Here is a 16,010-nt window from a genome sequence, read left to right as displayed (position 1 = left end):
AATTAAGCAAGCTGCTATCTAGGTTAGCCGGATTGCGCTTATAATCTGAAACTGTGTTAATCAAAAGCAGCGTAACAATAAGAGTATGAAGCACATCATAGCTTCTAAATATAACCAACTTTGTAGTACGCGATTATTTTTTTGTAACAGAATAGTTACATTCCACACAAGCAATGTAAATGGCTGTACCTGAGCAAAGTAAAAAACCAATTATTTATAAAAAGTTAATATTTTTTTTACTTAAACAACAAATTATCCTTATTAGACATTTCAAGGGGCTATTTTTTTAAGTTTGTATCTGACCTTATGAGAAAATTAAAAGTTGCTATTTTGGGAACTCGCGGGATCCCTAATCACTATGGTGGGTTTGAACAATGTGCTGAATATCTTGCTCGCGGTTTTAATAAAAGAGGTTATGAGGTAATTGTTTATAATTCACATAACCATCCTTATAAAGAAAGCACCTGGAATGGGGTGCAGATAATACATTGCTATGATCCGGAATTTAAAATAGGTACGGCCGGACAATTTGTGTACGATTTGAATTGCATTTTAGATGTAAGAAAGCGTAGGGATGTTGATGTTATATTACAACTGGGGTATACAAGCAGTTCGGTTTGGGGCAGACTACTGAAGAACCACGGCGCCGTAATAACTAATATGGATGGCCTTGAATGGCTGCGTACCAAATATTCCAAATCTGTAAAAAGATTTTTAAAATACGCCGAGTATCTTGGTGTGAAGTTTGCCGATCATTTAATAGCCGATTCGGTAGGCATACAGGAGTACCTGAAAGAAAATTACAATGCAGTATCAACGTATATTCCATATGGCGCATATAATTTCAAAGCGCCTAATCCCAAAATTCTTGATCAGTATGAACTGCAGCCATACAGCTTTGACATATTGATTGCAAGGCTTGAACCGGAAAATAGCATCGAAACCATATTAGCCGGAAAAGCCTCGTCAAATACTAACCGTAAACTATTGGTTATAGGTAATCATAATACACCATACGGCGAATACCTTAAATCGAAATTTAATGATAAAAGTATAATATACCTTGGTAGCATTTATGATATTAATAAACTTAATAACTTAAGGTACTACTCAAACATATATTTTCATGGGCACACGGTAGGTGGCACAAATCCGTCGCTATTAGAAGCAATGGCATCAAACAGCTTAATTTGCGCTAATGATAACCCGTTTAACAAGTATATTTTAAAGGAGAATGGCTTGTACTTTACCGACGCAGCCGATGTAACCCGGGTGTTGGATTCTCATGTAAAAACCGACGAGAAATTTAAGCCCTTGCTTGCCAATAACCGCGACAATATTGGTGAGTATTATTCATGGGATACAATTGTAGACCAATACGCAGAGCTATGCGAAAAGGCTTTCGATTTGAAAAAAAACAGGCTTAAATAATAAACTTTTCAAGTTTTTATACAATAAAGTCGGGTTTTGTTTATATTGAGAACATCTACCCGCGATATTTTTAATGGAGAATTTTACAAAAGCTCATTGGATATTTTATGCTTATGTGCTGATACTATTTTGTAGTGCGGCAGCTGAAAAACTGGGCCATTTCTATCCTTCTTTAGTATTTCCTTCATTTTCAAATGCGCCTGATATCAGGCACAAAGCCGAATTTCCTGTAGCCGGTATTTTCGGCATTACCAGCAATGGTAGTAAAGTTAAGCTTGACGAAGAGCAACTCTTTTACAATCTATATCCAAAGCATAAATATTATGTATTGAAAACTATCGCTTCAAAAATTAATAATAATGAATACAGTGAGAAAGAAATCGCCGATTTAAAAAAATATCTTACTAAATGTCTAAACCGCCAGGGGCTAAATAATTTCAAATCACTGATTATAGTTCAGGGCAACCGTACATACAATATGATCAGTTCCAAAGTAGATCATGATTTTAGCAATCCTGTTTACACAAATATAGTCTTGTTTTGAAGCCATGCGGTTACAATTAGTTGATGTAAAGGGTTACCATATTGCGCCGCAATACCTTTCGCTGTACCGTATTTTATATTGCGTTTGTGTAGTTGTATTTGTAGGGCTTCCATCTTATACCTGGTTGAGCAGCGATCTAAATTTTCTTTTTAACCCACCTCAGTATAGCCTTGCGGGTTTGTTCAACGGTTTTCCATCAGCTTTATTTTTCAAGATTTTAACGCTACTTAATCTGATATTTTTTGCCATGATGTTTTTAGGCATGTATTGCCGCGTAACATCAATAGCGTTTGCTGTTACAGCTATTTTAGGCCATAACTATTGCTACTCATTTGGTAAAATAGATCATTTATTAATGTGGCTTATCGCGCCTATATTTTTATCGCTTGCAGGATGGGGCGATTACCTGGCAATAAACCGTGTTAAAAACAAAAACGGGCTGACTGATAGTGACAATTCATTATACATTATTATGTTAGCCGCGGCTATAGCCTTTTCTATGTTTACCTCGGGCTTTCAAAAGTTTTTGGGTGGCTGGCAAAACTGGGAGGCCGAAGCTGTACGGTTTCACTTAATTAAAAAATACTACTCCTTAGGAGATCTTAATGTAGTTGCCGATTACCTTATGACTGTTAAAAACCATTTGGTATGGAAACTTTTTGATTACTCGGCTTTAATTCTGGAAATAGGTTTTCTTTTCAGCATTATGCGAAGGAACTGGTTTCAATTATTTTTAGCAGGTGGCACAGTTTTCCATATTCTGGTGCTGCTTATGTTCAATATAGCTTTTTATTCAAACATCATAGTATACCTGGTGTTTATAAACTGGAATGCAATATTCAAGCTATTTAATTATGACTTTGTTGCCAATAGTGCTAAGCGAATAAAATTTATATTGTGCTTAACAGCAGCAAGCATTTGTGTTGTATTGTACTGGGTATACCTGTTTTTTACAGCAGGTGAAATAATGAAATTCCCAAATGCCATAGATATACTGACAGGCCAGCAGGCATTGCAAGCACCATCTAAAACATCAATGTACCTGCTATTTTTAAGCTCATTAATTGTATTGGTTTTCTGCCTTTTTGTAACTTTAATAAACAGACTCAGAGCAAGGCGAGTTTATAACAGATGAAAATTATTATTTCCCGATCCATCCGAACATTAGCAATAATATTATTATGTTTTCCTTTAAGCGGGGGATGCCAGCAATCAGTTATAAATATTTCGTTAGATGCGGTTAATTCAGCCACCTCACCTTTTAAGCTTACAACCGGAGGTAATATTTCTCATTATGGTAATAGGATAAACAAGTGGGGCGCGGGTACCTTCAATGCTGTGAAAGATGTAGGCATTAATGAGATCAGAACTCATGATATAAAATCTATGGATTGGGATCTTATATTCAAAGATTGGAATGCAGACCCACTTAACGCCCAAAACTATGATTTTACTGCGGCCGACTCAGTAATGCAAGGCTTGGTTACCCAAAATTTTGTGCCATTTTTGCGATTAGGCGTAAGCTTTGCTGCATCAAAAAGCAGACGTTTGCCCGGCACTAACCCGCCCGATGCAAAAAAATGGGCAATTATAGCCGAACGTATTGTAGCCCACTATGTTGACGGATGGGCATCGGGGTTTAAATACCCGGTTAAATACGTTGAAATATGGAATGAGCCCGATCTTAATTTTTATACAGGCACACCCGATAAATTCAGAGATCTTTTTCGGGAAAGCTTAATTTATATAAAGAAATGCCACCCAAACCTGAAAGTAGGTGGCTGCGGCATTGCAAACTTTGCTCTGCATAATAATTATGGCGATTTGCTGATAGCTTATTTAGCCGACCCTAATAGCGATGGAAACTTTTCGGACAGGACGCCATTAGATTTTTATTCGTGGCATGTTTATGAGCAAAAGAAGGGCAGCGATGTTTTTGTAAAATTTGCGGGGCTGGTTAAAAACAGTTTAACTAAATATGGATATATCAATACCGAAAGTTTATGTACCGAATGGAACAGTGCATTACCGTCGCCTTATTTAAAAACAGTTGATGCCGGAGTTGACGTTGGCGCTACTCTTATTGCTGCCGAAAACTTTGGTGTAACACGTATTTATTTCTATCCGCTGATTGAAACATGGGGAATGTTCAACATAGCAAACATGGGCACCGCTCAGTTCGCAAAAAACAAGGTCAATCTTAAATGGAACAGTATGGCCTGGGCACACAAGGCCTACAGCGACCTCAGGAGTCAAGCACCATTGCGTTTACCCCTTGTTATTAACAACAACAATGTAATGGCTATAGCAGGCAAAACAGCCAATAATAAAACTATCAGGATGATGCTATGCAGCAAGCAGCAAAAAAAACAACTGCAAGTAAATATCAAAGCCTTGCCGGCTACTAATTACGATGTTACCTGGAAAGTACTTACATCTGATGGAATAAACACTACAAAAACTCAGTCGGTAAAAAGCACCGCAGATGGCAGTATCTCACTCAGTTATAACCGCAGTTCGGTGGGTTTAATGTTAATTGAGCTGCAGGCAAATTAACCCCAACCGTTTATAGTGCAGGTTATTTATTCTTGCTTATTACCTTGGTTAAAACGTCAAGGGTTTCGGTAGTTTTATACTCCCATGAATGAAACTCAGGTAGTTCGATTTCCTTATTTTGTTTTAGCGCATTATTAATGTTATCAGAAAAATTCTGCTTGTTTGTTGATATATAAATGAGTGACGACATATCGGCCATTCCGGCTCCTGATGTACCTACTACATTTAAACCACTTGCCAAATACTCGTACATTTTAATGCTATCAGCGCCATGCTCTAAATGATCTGTTACATAAGGGATAATTCCCAAGTTAAAATTAGTTATGTAAGAAACATACTGATCATATGGTTTATCACCCAGATAGTAAACGTTTTTAGCTTTATTTATTTGTTTAAATACAGACTTATCCAGTATTTGCCCCACTATTACAAAGGATTTATCAGGATGCTGGGTTACAGCATAATTAAAAAAATCATAGTTAAACAAATGGGTGATCTTTCCACCAAAGCCTATAATTGGCGATGGGATGTTTTTAAGATCAGAAGGAACAGGGTATTTTTTGGCGAACCGCTCTATATCAACGCCATTCTTAATTAAAACACACTCCTTAGGCGCATAATGCTTTTGATAGTAATCAATATTTTTAACCGAATTAGTAGTCCATACTTCAGCATACTTTGCTAATTCGGCATAAGCATTAAAAAACAGGCCCTCAAACTTCTTATTCTGCGGGAATAATATAAAGTTATCCCATGCATCAAACACACTTGGTAATGATAGTTTTTTAACAAATAAGCTGGCAAAGATATTCTGGTTATAAACCACATCTACAGTTATACCTAAAAAAGCTATAGCCTTATTATAGGCCTCAATAAATTCTTTATTCTCAAAGCTGTTAAAAAACCACTTTTTACCATTCAAAACAGGACCCAAAAAATCACCTGAGAAAAAGTCAAAAACATACATATTGTTTTTAATCTTATACAAAGCACCCGATTTGTATGAGAATACTTTTTCGCCGGAGATCTTCTTGTTCTTTTTCTTAATTAAAAGTTCGAATATTGTGATAGGCCTGTTAACAATTATTAAATTATTTACAGCTTTATTACCAGCCAGGTGGGAGATAATATGCGAATCGCGGGTTCTAAACCCCTCTGTCTCAATTTTCCTCCAGTCGTGGTATGGTATACAAACTATATTCATATTCTTTTAGATTAGATATTAAATAAGGCGAATCCTTTAAAATAAAAAAGGCAAATACAATGTTAAAGGCAAGGTCGCTTAGTGTATTGGTGAAGAATGAATAAATAACTATTAGTACCAGGAAGATTATCCTGTAATTTTTTAATTTATAGTTAGCAAGGTATAATGATACGTAATAAAAGATCACACCTATTACACCTAAAATGCCTAAGTCGTTATAAAACCATATATACTGACTAAAATTGGCAAAGGTTCTGAATTCGCCTTTTACAGGATCAAAATAATCGTAAGGGCCTTTACCTATAACACTAATATCCTGGGCCAGATAAAACATAACAATATCGCCCCTCTCAGCTTCGCTTAAATCTCTCTTCTCGGCATCAAATTCGTCATCCTTATTTATGGCCTTTCGCTCAAGATGTTCATACTTATCGCCTACTATTTCCTGCAGGAATGATATTGTAGTGACGGCCCCATATAGTAACAGTAAAACCAATGCCGACAATATTATACGTTTAACATTCAGCCTGCCTAAAAAGTAAAAGCCATACACCATAATTAATAGCAAAAAGGATATGTATGAATTTGATAAAGCAATAGTAACGCTGTAATATATAATCAAGAATGTTTTTTGCACTTTAGATACATATAGTTCAGTATCATACAGCAAATAAATTATCATGCATAATAAAAAGAAACATAAGCCATGGTCGTTTTTAAAAAAAAATGTACCAAAGCCCACATCAACAACGCTAAGCGTTTTGGCCGCCATGTAGGTAAGTTGCAATGCAAAGATTCGCTGAAATAGCAGCACCGGTAATTGAATCAATCCAACCAGTATAAAAAAGCGGAATAATTTTCGGCGATTTATGCGGTTTATTACTCTTGCAGCTATAAACCGGTATATAAAAAATGGTACCAGTATAAAATTAAACATATACATAATGGTTAAAACAGGAGATACTGAGTTAACCAAGGCAGATATTAAGGTTAAGATTATCAAATAGAATACGGGCAAATGATTAGCCGGCACTTTCACTTTATTTCCAACCAACATTGCTATAATAACCAACCCTATGGCCATTGTGGATATGGTATTGCTTATAATACCTAAAAACTGCATGGCTCCTCCCACAAGAAAAACAAATGCCAATATCCAGTAAAATATGGTTAAGTATCTGAGCATTTTTATTCCCGGTTAGGCCTTTTCCCGAATGATATTTTTATTTCTTCAGCAGAACGGATAAGATTCAGTTTATACCTTATCAGAAATAGTTTTGCCCGCTCAGTCACATTTAGGTCACTGCCATGCAATAACGTGTTTACGGGTGGAATGATATACTTAAGTAACCTTTTAAGAGCTAAACCTCTGTTATTACCTATCCAGCCGGCACGCCTTATCTCTTTTTTATACAGTTCGGCCATTTGGTGCCTTGCCGGGTGCATAATGATAACATCTTCTGCAAAGCTGATCTTATAACCCGCAGCTTCCGCCCTTTTTGACCATTCAAAATCTCCGCCCGATAATAGGTTTTCATCAAACAGTCCTACCGAATCAAAAATATGTTTATATGCAAACATATTACCTGTTACGCTAACACCTTCTGCTGCCGATTTTTCTTGCTTAAACGCATATACTTTTTCATAAATTTCAGCGAACGTAAGTTTGTCTGTTTGATAGAACAGCTTAATGTTTCCGGCTATCCTGGTAATGTCGGTATTAACTGTAAAAAAACGTATGGCGTTACTTATCCATGATGCATGGGGTATACAGTCTGAGTCGGTAAAAGCAAGCACATCACCCTTAGCAATCTTCACAGCAGCATTACGTGCAGCGTACGACCCAGGCTTATACTCATCAATGGCCACACAATTAGCAGGCATAAGGTAATTATCAGGAATTTTATCTCCGGGATTGTTATTGATTATGATGATCTCAAATTGATTGTTGGGGTAATCCTGCTCATTTAATGCCGTAAGACATTTACTCAATCTACTCCAATCCCGGTAAGTCGGAATGATAACAGACACAAATGGTAAGCTGTTGGCCATTCTATCTTAGAATTTTTAAACGTGTAAAACTATACAAGTGGTTTTCCTGCATATCACTTTTTAAACTTTGTGATATGTATTAGTTTTTCTTTTTAAAAAACCTATCCCAAAATCCTGGCGTCTCATCGTCAGTATAATACCCGTAGCCATAACCGTACCCATAGCCGTAGCCGTAACTCGAGTATTTTGAAATTTGTATACCATTGACAACTATGGCAATTTTTGCCATTTTTTTGTTTACATGGATATCCTGTGGTATTTGAAGCTGCTTTAAAAGCGTAGTCTTATGCCGTACAACATATATAGTCAGATCGGCGTAATCACTTAAGATTTGCGCATCTGAAACTATACCTATCGGCGGGGCATCAATAATAACATAATCAAACATTTCCTGATATCTTTTGATCAGTCTGTCTGCTTTCTCATTTATTATTGTTTCGGTAGGATTTGGTGGAATTGGCCCTGAACTTACTACAAACAGGTTCTCGTTGATATTACTATTTATTAATATTTCTTCAGGGGTTATATTATTCGAAACAATGTAATTAGTAAAACCTGTACCGCTTGGTAAATTCATCTTCTGCATTAGCGTAGGTTTTCTTAAATCCATCTCCATTAACAGCACCTTTTTACCTGAAAAGGCCAGGGCCGCCGCTAAGTTTACAGCCAGAAATGACTTTCCTTCGCCCGACATACCTGAGGTAAGCATAAGTGTGTGCTTCTTGTCAGACGGCAGCAGGAAATTAAGATTAGTCCGCAACGACCGAAACTGCTCTGATATAGCTGATCTCGAATCTTTTTGGACAATAACGGCTGCTGAATCTTTAGCCTGGCTTATTTCACCTATAACAGGCACATCAGTATGTTTTTGTATATCCTCTTTAGAGTCTATTTTATTATTTAAGAGCGATAATACATATATCCAAACTACCGGCAGGATGAAAGCTGCCAGTATAGCTAATGAAAAAACAACCAGCTTTTTGGGATAAAAAGGCCAATAGTCGGATTTTGGCGGTTCAACCACCCGGGTATTGGGGATGTTTGACTTTTTTGATATCGCTGTTTCTTCCCGTTTTTGAAGCAGATATAAATACAGTTGCTGCTTTATTTGCTGCTGTCTTGACAGGTCAAGGTATATTCTTTCTTGCGAAGGTACCCGCTCTATTAACGACTCATATTGCGAACTATTGGCTCTAAGATTCTTTCTGCTTATCTCCATAGTACGGCGGATGTTAACCAAATTGTTCAGCACGTCCTGTCGCAAAGTAACCAACTGTTGGTTTATATTTTGCACAATGGGATGATCTTCGGTTGTCGCCAAAAGTTGCCTGTCGCGCTGTATAACTAAAGAATTGTAACGCTCTATCAGCCCAACAAAAACTGGGTCTTGCGGTAACACCGACGGTGGTACAATCTTCTCGTTTTTAGATTTATCTTTTAAATAACCTTCCAGAGCTTCGAGTATACTTATCTGGTTTTCAATAGTTGACAGCTCTTTAGCTGATTCACTGCGGCTATTTACCAAAAGCTCCGACTGTTTATCTATGTTGGCAAGTTTACTATTCTGTCTAAACTGTTGTATGTTGCCTTCTATTCCGCCAAGTTCATCTCCAACCAACACAAGTCTGTTATCAATAAATGATATGGTGCTGTCAGCTACACGGTTTTTGTCTTCAATAGTTTGACGGGCGTATTGAAGCAGTAACCTGTTCAATATATCTTCTCCCATTTTAGGGATAGGGTGCTGTAAATTAAGTTGTATTGTTGTTGATGTTTTACTTGTTCTTGAAGCTTCAAGCTTATCTTTTAAAGATGCAACCTCCTGATCAACAGACATAACCAAAAATCTATATTTTCTGGTTATAGGCGTACGTGCAGCCTGTGTTATTTTAATAACCCCTACACCATCAACAGCGAAACCCTGGCCGTATTTAACATTCTTTTCAATATGATCTCCTGATAACTCATCGGTATAAGAAATAGTAACCGAACGTGCATCGGCAGGGGCTATATCAAAAAAGGTAGTAAGCACCGTGTCTGCCTGCTGCACCAAGTCAACTTTAAACGGCGCCGAATATATTTGCACAGATTTTAGCGCCATAACATCGTAGTACTGAATGTTCAGGTTCATTTGCTTAACTACTTCCCCTAAAAGGTATTTAGTAGTTAATATTCCTACCTCATTATCAACATTACTTGGCACACTTAAAAGGTCAGTTAAACTTCCCAGCCCTCCGGCATCGCCCATTTTGCTGTTTTTGTCATCCTCAACAACAATTTGCGCATTTATATTATATAAAGGTGTAGCAACCTCGGTATAAACATATGCTGCAAGCAAACAAATTACAAAACTTATAAAAAGCACCCAACCATTTTGTAATAACTTATTGGCAAGTGCCTGTACATCAAACCCTTCATCCCCTTTAGGTGAAACGGTATTAGCCAACACCTTATCTCTGTTAATTTCCATCAAGTTTTTTAAGTTTATAGAACGCGAATAAGTACTACCAACAAAGCTGAAAATAATGAAGCTGCTATAGTTATGTTTCTGGTTTTAGCCGCGTCTGTTGATGTAATTTTAGCTTCATTTGGTTCAATGTATATTACATCATTTTGTTTGAGATAAAAATAAGGTGAGTTAAACGTTGAAGATGAGTTCAAATCAATCCGCGCGTAAGTTTTTTGTCCATCTATTTCCCTTATAAGCAACACGTTTTCACGTTTACCGTAAATAGTAAGATCACCTGCCAAACCGATAGCATCAAGTAACGAAACTTTTTCGTTTGGTAATGTGTATGTGGCAGGTTTAGCTACTTCGCCAATAACCGTTATTTTGAAATTTGCAAATCTTACCTGTACAGCCGGATTTTTGTAATAAACAGAGGCTTTTACACGTATCAATTCACGTGCTTCACTTGTGGTTAGTCCTGCAACCATTAACTTACCAAGCAATGGCACCTCTATATTTCCTTCTTTATCAACAAGATATCCAGATATTTGCTGTGAGCCAATAGGCGAGGCTGAGCTTGAACCTATTGATTGAACTAAGGCACTCTGGTTAACTATGGCAGTGTTACTGGGGTCAATGGTTTGAATAACAATGCTTATTATATCATCTTTTTGAATAACAGGATCTTTAAACGGAACGGTGCTTATTGCACCATATTTTACAGAATCAGGCAGGTCCTGGAAATATTTGACTTTCTTGTTGACTGTGCATGAGCACATTGTCAAAATAATAAAACCTATCAATAAAACGCAACTATTTTGTTTAATAAGACTTGTATTTATGTTATTCATGCAGGGGTAAAAAGTAAATTCAAAATTAAATAAATAGATTCATAACTTGAATATATTTTCTTGTACAACACGCCTTTAACCCTTGTTTTTGTATAACACATTAACACTGTTTGAGTTGTGTTTTAGTTAAAATTGATTATTAAACGATATTTAAATACGATTTAATTACTTATAAAGTAAATTAACAAGTGCCTAAACACTAGATTAATGTGAACAGAAAACCTGTATAACTGCATTGTTAGCTGCGTATAAACAACCGCGTTGTTGATCTTTTTTATACTTTTGAACGCGAAATGTATTAGCAATCAGGAGCACCGACGGTGACTATCAATGTGTCGGCCAATACCGTTTCTGAAGCTGGTATAAATTAACATCAATGAAAAACATCATTTTCTTTAAACCCGGTGCACAAATTGAAAACACCGGTGATCTACTTATCAATAAATCTGAAATAGACGTATTACGGCATTACGGCGACATAATTGTTGATGACTCAAACACACCTGAGTGGTTTATTAATGCGATATCAAATACCCTGGTTGATAAGAAGCTCTCTGAAGTTTCTAAAAGCTCATTAAACTCAACATTTTTAAAAAATCTTTTATCCGGTAATAAAGGCGGCATAAAAACACGCTTTTATTATGTTATTGCCCCCGGTCACCGATCAGCAAAAGGGTTTAAATCAGCCCAACGATCTTTATTTGCCGGTTTAAAGAACCTTACCTTTAAGCTTTTAGGCGGGCGGGTAATGCGTATGGGTTTTTCCATTGGTCCGTTTGATAAATTAAATGGGTGGGCTGATTCGTTAATATCAGGCACTTATTATTATTTCGGACTCCGGGATAATAAGGCGATAACACTGGCGCAGCAGTTAAACTTCAGCAAACCGCAATACTTTCCTGACCTTGCATGGTGCTACACTCCCTATCCTGAAAATTCAGACATAGCCCGTAAGGACAGTGGTTACGTAGTGTTAAGCTTCCGTTCAAACGAATACGGCACATCGCATAATGAAAATTATTTGGTGCCAATAGTGAATAAAATTAAAGATCTGTTAAGGTCAGTAGAGGGTGTAAAAAAAATTGTATTAGCCTATCAAGTTCAATATGACCGCGATGCAGCAGTATACATGCAGCAGCAACTTAATGATAATTTTGAAACCGAATTGGTTGACCACAAACTTCTTTTACCTGAAGCCGAGGCGCTATACCGCAACGCCACATTTGTTTTAAGCAACAGGCTGCACGTATTGATGCTGGCATTTCAGTGTAACACCGTGGCAATACCATTGATTAAACTTGAAGACAACAAGAAGATAGTAGGCATCTATACCGACAACGGTTTGGGGGATATAATTCTGGATGCCGAGCAAGAATCATTAATATTACACGCATCATTAAACAGTACACTTGCATCAAAAGAAAGATTTATCGAAATATTCAAATATGCATCAGAACGTAACACCCAACTAATCAGACAAAAGCTTGATACCATTTTCAACGCTTAATGCATTGAAGAATATAAACTCCGGTAACCAAATGAACACTTCAAAAGCATTGCAAAAGAATTTGCTGTCTAACTTAAGCCTGCTAATATTAAATGGCGTTATTGGCTTCTGGCTACCGCATTACCTTATTAGCAAGCTTAGCGTTAGTATATATGGGCTTATACCGCTGGCAACTACTATTATTGGTTATTCGGCACTTATAACAGTTGGCATTAACGGTGCTTTGTCTCGCTTTATGGCCCTTAACCTTGCCGATGAAGACGAGCAGGGGGCCAGCCATACCTTTAATACCGCATTTACGGCAATGGGTGCGCTTATGCTAATTTTGCTTCCATTGCTTATTGCATTTTCATTTAACGTATCCTCATTTATATCCATACCGGCCGAAGCTGAGGCCGACTCGGTGTGGCTATTCCTGGGGGCAAGCATAGCGTTTATTATAACTTCGTTTACGGCAATATTCAGTAGTTCGGCATATGTTGCCAACCGGCTCGATTTAGTTAATCAGGCAACTGTATTAAATACTTTAGTACGGGTTATCATAGTTGTCTTTGTATTTCTTTTCATAACAACCTCTATTTCCTGGTATGGCTTTGCTTTATTTGCAGGCGGCCTTGCAGGCAGTATATACAGTTATTACCTATTTAGAAAATTTACACCATTTATCCGTATAAACCTCAGGCAATTTCAATGGAGCGGTTTATCAAGCCTGTTGTCAATGGGGGGGTGGCTTATAGTTATTCAATTAGGCAGCATTTTGTTTCTACAGATAGACCTACTTGTAATTAATAAACTGCTGGGTGCCGATGAGGCAGGAAAATATAGTGTTATACTACAATGGAGTAACATGATCAGACAGTTTTCGATGTCTGTTGCGGGTGCACTCGCGCCTCTTGTACTTACACTATACTCTAAAAAAGAGTATGAGCAAACTATCAAGATATCAAAACTATCTAACAAGGTATTAACGTTGTTTATTGCATGCGTTGTAGGGGTACTTTGCGTTGTTTCGGAAGATCTGCTGCGCTTATGGGTAGGCAGCCAGTTTGCCAGTATGAAATGGTTGTTTATTGTGGTTTTACTTCCACTACCAATAAATTTAGGGGTACAGCCGTTGTTTTCTCTTAACCGGGCTTTTAATAAAGTAAAGGTACCGGGCTTATTTACTTTAGGGATGGGACTGTTAAACTTACCCCTTGCAATATCACTGGTAAAATACACTACTCTTGGTTTATGGGGCGTTGCCATAGCCAGTGGCATTGTATTAACGCTTAAAAACTTTGTTTTTATGCCTTTATATGTTGCATCAAATATGAAGATACCTCGCTTAACCTTCTTTAAGGCTTCATTAAGTTCATTGCTTATTACCGGCATTGCGTTGGTGTTAACAGTAGTTTACCCGAAAATATTTAGTATAACCAACTGGCCTGCTTTAATTACGCATAGCGCGGTATTGTTTGCACTGTTTGCATGCATTGCTTACGTATTGCTGAGTACAGAAGAAAGAAGCGCTGTATTTACAAAACTGCTTAAAAGACAACGTAAATGATATCGCTTTCGAGGCGTGAACTATGATATAATCTTCGAACCAATCAGTACCTGCGCTTAATCAAAATCGTAGCGTTCACTTAATTTGATCATACGGTTTAACCCATCTCTCGCTACCCAAAAGTACTCATAATATTATTTTCATCTGGTTGGAATGGCTCTTTTCGGAGGAGAGGCAAATGTGTCATCATAGAATTACCGCCGTATTGTGGATTGGTAAACTGGCTTCCCCGACCTGGTGCGGTCCGTCAGTGCTATAGCCCAAGGTCGGTGGCTGAATAGGGCCTTGCAACTTGCCGGAGATGTGGTATCCTGGTCATTGTTCTTGCTGCAGGCGGTGATCAAAACACACACCGCTATCATTTTATCCTCTGGCTTCAGGGCTGGTCCCTTTGATAAAACCGGTTTGAGCATCCCATTTAGCAAGATGCACTCGTCTTTTAAGCGAAATCTCGGCGCGTTTTCCTAAATAAGCGATCCTTTCATACAGCGGTACCATACCCGCCACATCTGTTTCCATTTGTCAGCCCAGATAAGGACTGAGAACCTTTGGGTTGTTTTCATAACACATTAATTTTAAATTACTTAATCACATTAACTTTGAGTTCAGATGAGCTGTTTTAAGCTAAAAAATCAATGCAAGTGCTTTAAAATCAAACTATTACAAGCTAATTCGATGGCCTAAATTGCTAAATCAAATAGGTCACCGAATAGGTCACCGAATGAGTCATAAATGGTGGTATGAAATGAGCGTGATTGACATAAAAAAACCGCTTAAATCATTGATTTAAGCGGTTATAAACGGTTTTGATACCTTTTTAGCGGAATGGACGGGACCGTTAATTGTTCCGCAATGGCTTTATTATCAATAATTTGATGTTTCTGAAAATTGAAAGGTAACCGATTAGGTAACCGAACAATTTGATTTGTTTTAATTGAGTTTGAAAGAACTTAAACAAATATACAAACGTTATATAAAATACCAAAAGGGTTGAACCTCTTTTAAAGGATCATAAATCCGTTGTTGGAAACTCTATATTGACGTATTCAATGGGGTTTTTAAACTTTTAATGCCTACCAGCCGTTAATTAATAAACGGATATTACTTGGAGGAAAGAATCAGGCTTTTTAGGGAAAAGATACTTGCATGGTTTGCTAATCATAAGCGGGTTTTTCCCTGGCGCCAAGACAATTTAAGTCCTTATGAATTGATAATAGCCGAAATCCTGTTACAAAGGACGAAGGCCGAAACCGTCTCGACATTTTATACTCAATTTCTTGCGGAATTTCCAAACTGGCAGGCTTTAGTAAATGCTGATTCAATAACAATCGAAAATTATTTAATTCCCATTGGGTTATATAGGCAAAGGGCGCAAAGATTAAAAAAACTGGCAATTTATTTAGTTGACAACAATGGAGTACTTCCATTAGATCGTACCGAATTAGAAAATGTGCCATTCATGGGGCAATACATAGCCAATGCTGTAGAGCTATTAGTTTTTAATAAACGAAAACCCTTGCTAGATGTTAATATGGCTAGGGTGCTTGAACGGTATTTTGGCCCCCGTAAATTAAGCGATATTAGGTACGACCCTTACCTGCAACAATTGGCAAAGGACTTTGTTGATCATCCTGATTCAAAGTTTTTAAACTGGGCAATACTAGATTTTGCAGCGCTGGTTTGTAAAGCCAGGAAACCATCCTGCTTGAGCTGCTTGCTTAATAGCACCTGTAAATTTTTTAGTGATGTTGTGCAAATTCATGATGCTGGAATACATTTTGAATGATAAATTAATTATAAATGTATGTCGTTTTAGTGCCTTTTACATGACACTCACTTTTTTTATTTATCCAACCATCTGATTAAC

Annotated in this window: 13 protein-coding genes; 7 read left to right on the top strand and 6 right to left on the bottom strand. The window is 37.2% G+C overall.

Annotated elements, in window-relative coordinates; genetic code table 11:
* Nucleotides 1–306 precede the first annotated feature (306 nt).
* The 4 genes from EOD41_RS12490 to EOD41_RS12475 all read left to right on the top strand — a co-directional run bounded on the left by EOD41_RS12490 (nt 307) and on the right by EOD41_RS12475 (nt 4,531).
* On the top strand, nt 307–1,431 hold the full coding sequence (locus EOD41_RS12490; RefSeq protein ID WP_127705380.1) for a DUF1972 domain-containing protein: 1,125 nt from the start codon (nt 307–309) through the stop codon (nt 1,429–1,431).
* 73 nt (nt 1,432–1,504) lie between these two features.
* Complete coding sequence (locus EOD41_RS12485) at nt 1,505–1,975, top strand: hypothetical protein (protein WP_127705378.1); 471 nt, start codon at nt 1,505–1,507, stop codon at nt 1,973–1,975.
* Between the two features lie 4 nt (nt 1,976–1,979).
* Complete coding sequence (locus tag EOD41_RS12480) at nt 1,980–3,110, top strand: hypothetical protein (protein ID WP_127705376.1); 1,131 nt, start codon at nt 1,980–1,982, stop codon at nt 3,108–3,110.
* On the top strand, nt 3,107–4,531 hold the full coding sequence (locus EOD41_RS12475; RefSeq protein ID WP_127705374.1) for a GH39 family glycosyl hydrolase: 1,425 nt from the start codon (nt 3,107–3,109) through the stop codon (nt 4,529–4,531). The genes EOD41_RS12480 and EOD41_RS12475 overlap by 4 nt, the downstream gene beginning before the upstream one ends.
* 22 nt (nt 4,532–4,553) lie before the next feature.
* Here EOD41_RS12475 and EOD41_RS12470 read toward each other — a convergent pair whose 3' ends face one another.
* From EOD41_RS12470 to EOD41_RS12450, 5 genes are all read right to left on the bottom strand, one after another.
* Complete coding sequence (locus EOD41_RS12470) at nt 4,554–5,735, bottom strand: glycosyltransferase family protein (protein WP_127705372.1); 1,182 nt, start codon at nt 5,733–5,735, stop codon at nt 4,554–4,556.
* Nucleotides 5,692–6,921: a hypothetical protein gene (locus EOD41_RS12465; RefSeq protein ID WP_127705370.1), complete on the bottom strand. Its 1,230-nt coding sequence runs from the start codon at nt 6,919–6,921 to the stop codon at nt 5,692–5,694. Before EOD41_RS12465 ends, EOD41_RS12470 begins: the two co-directional genes overlap by 44 nt.
* 2 nt (nt 6,922–6,923) lie before the next feature.
* Nucleotides 6,924–7,787: a glycosyltransferase gene (locus EOD41_RS12460; protein WP_127705368.1), complete on the bottom strand. Its 864-nt coding sequence runs from the start codon at nt 7,785–7,787 to the stop codon at nt 6,924–6,926.
* A gap of 79 nt (nt 7,788–7,866) precedes the next feature.
* Nucleotides 7,867–10,257, bottom strand: a complete 2,391-nt coding sequence (locus EOD41_RS12455; RefSeq protein ID WP_127705366.1) for a GumC family protein — start codon at nt 10,255–10,257, stop codon at nt 7,867–7,869.
* 14 nt (nt 10,258–10,271) lie between these two features.
* On the bottom strand, nt 10,272–11,015 hold the full coding sequence (locus tag EOD41_RS12450) for a polysaccharide biosynthesis/export family protein (RefSeq protein ID WP_240663380.1): 744 nt from the start codon (nt 11,013–11,015) through the stop codon (nt 10,272–10,274).
* 448 nt (nt 11,016–11,463) lie between these two features.
* Between EOD41_RS12450 and EOD41_RS12445 the strand changes: the two genes are divergently transcribed.
* Together EOD41_RS12445 and EOD41_RS12440 are read left to right on the top strand one after the other, a co-directional pair.
* Nucleotides 11,464–12,594 carry a polysaccharide pyruvyl transferase family protein gene (locus tag EOD41_RS12445; RefSeq protein WP_127705362.1) on the top strand — a complete coding sequence of 377 codons (1,131 nt, stop codon included), beginning with the start codon at nt 11,464–11,466 and terminating at the stop codon, nt 12,592–12,594.
* 31 nt (nt 12,595–12,625) lie between these two features.
* Complete coding sequence (locus EOD41_RS12440) at nt 12,626–14,143, top strand: lipopolysaccharide biosynthesis protein (protein WP_127705360.1); 1,518 nt, start codon at nt 12,626–12,628, stop codon at nt 14,141–14,143.
* 363 nt (nt 14,144–14,506) lie between these two features.
* Here the strand turns inward: EOD41_RS12440 and EOD41_RS12435 are convergent, their stop codons facing one another.
* The gene (locus tag EOD41_RS12435; RefSeq protein ID WP_127705358.1) at nt 14,507–14,662 is read right to left on the bottom strand and encodes an Arm DNA-binding domain-containing protein; all 156 of its coding nucleotides are present in this window, start codon (nt 14,660–14,662) and stop codon (nt 14,507–14,509) included.
* Nucleotides 14,663–15,248: 586 nt separating this feature from the next.
* On the opposite strand from EOD41_RS12435, the gene EOD41_RS12430 reads away from it, so the two are divergent.
* Nucleotides 15,249–15,929 carry an HhH-GPD family protein gene (locus EOD41_RS12430; RefSeq protein ID WP_164849933.1) on the top strand — a complete coding sequence of 227 codons (681 nt, stop codon included), beginning with the start codon at nt 15,249–15,251 and terminating at the stop codon, nt 15,927–15,929.
* Nucleotides 15,930–16,010: the final 81 nt, after the last annotated feature.

The sequence above is a fragment of the Mucilaginibacter limnophilus genome (genome assembly GCF_004005815.1).
Taxonomy (GTDB): Bacteria; Bacteroidota; Bacteroidia; order Sphingobacteriales; family Sphingobacteriaceae; genus Mucilaginibacter; species Mucilaginibacter limnophilus.
The sequence above is the reverse complement of the archived record's forward strand: the minus strand, read 5'-3'. Positions and strand labels throughout refer to the sequence as shown.

Excerpts from the sequence above, each read along its gene's own strand:
- EOD41_RS12490 (WP_127705380.1), top strand. The coding sequence starts at position 307 with ATGAGAAAATTAAAAGTTGCTATTTTGGGAACTCGCGGGATCCCTAAT.
- EOD41_RS12485 (WP_127705378.1), top strand. The coding sequence starts at position 1,505 with ATGGAGAATTTTACAAAAGCTCATTGGATATTTTATGCTTATGTGCTG.
- EOD41_RS12480 (WP_127705376.1), top strand. The coding sequence starts at position 1,980 with ATGCGGTTACAATTAGTTGATGTAAAGGGTTACCATATTGCGCCGCAA.
- EOD41_RS12475 (WP_127705374.1), top strand. The coding sequence starts at position 3,107 with ATGAAAATTATTATTTCCCGATCCATCCGAACATTAGCAATAATATTA.
- EOD41_RS12470 (WP_127705372.1), bottom strand. The coding sequence starts at position 5,735 with ATGAATATAGTTTGTATACCATACCACGACTGGAGGAAAATTGAGACA.
- EOD41_RS12465 (WP_127705370.1), bottom strand. The coding sequence starts at position 6,921 with ATGCTCAGATACTTAACCATATTTTACTGGATATTGGCATTTGTTTTT.
- EOD41_RS12460 (WP_127705368.1), bottom strand. The coding sequence starts at position 7,787 with ATGGCCAACAGCTTACCATTTGTGTCTGTTATCATTCCGACTTACCGG.
- EOD41_RS12455 (WP_127705366.1), bottom strand. The coding sequence starts at position 10,257 with ATGGAAATTAACAGAGATAAGGTGTTGGCTAATACCGTTTCACCTAAA.
- EOD41_RS12450 (WP_240663380.1), bottom strand. The coding sequence starts at position 11,015 with ATGTGCTCATGCACAGTCAACAAGAAAGTCAAATATTTCCAGGACCTG.
- EOD41_RS12445 (WP_127705362.1), top strand. The coding sequence starts at position 11,464 with ATGAAAAACATCATTTTCTTTAAACCCGGTGCACAAATTGAAAACACC.
- EOD41_RS12440 (WP_127705360.1), top strand. The coding sequence starts at position 12,626 with ATGAACACTTCAAAAGCATTGCAAAAGAATTTGCTGTCTAACTTAAGC.
- EOD41_RS12435 (WP_127705358.1), bottom strand. The coding sequence starts at position 14,662 with ATGGAAACAGATGTGGCGGGTATGGTACCGCTGTATGAAAGGATCGCT.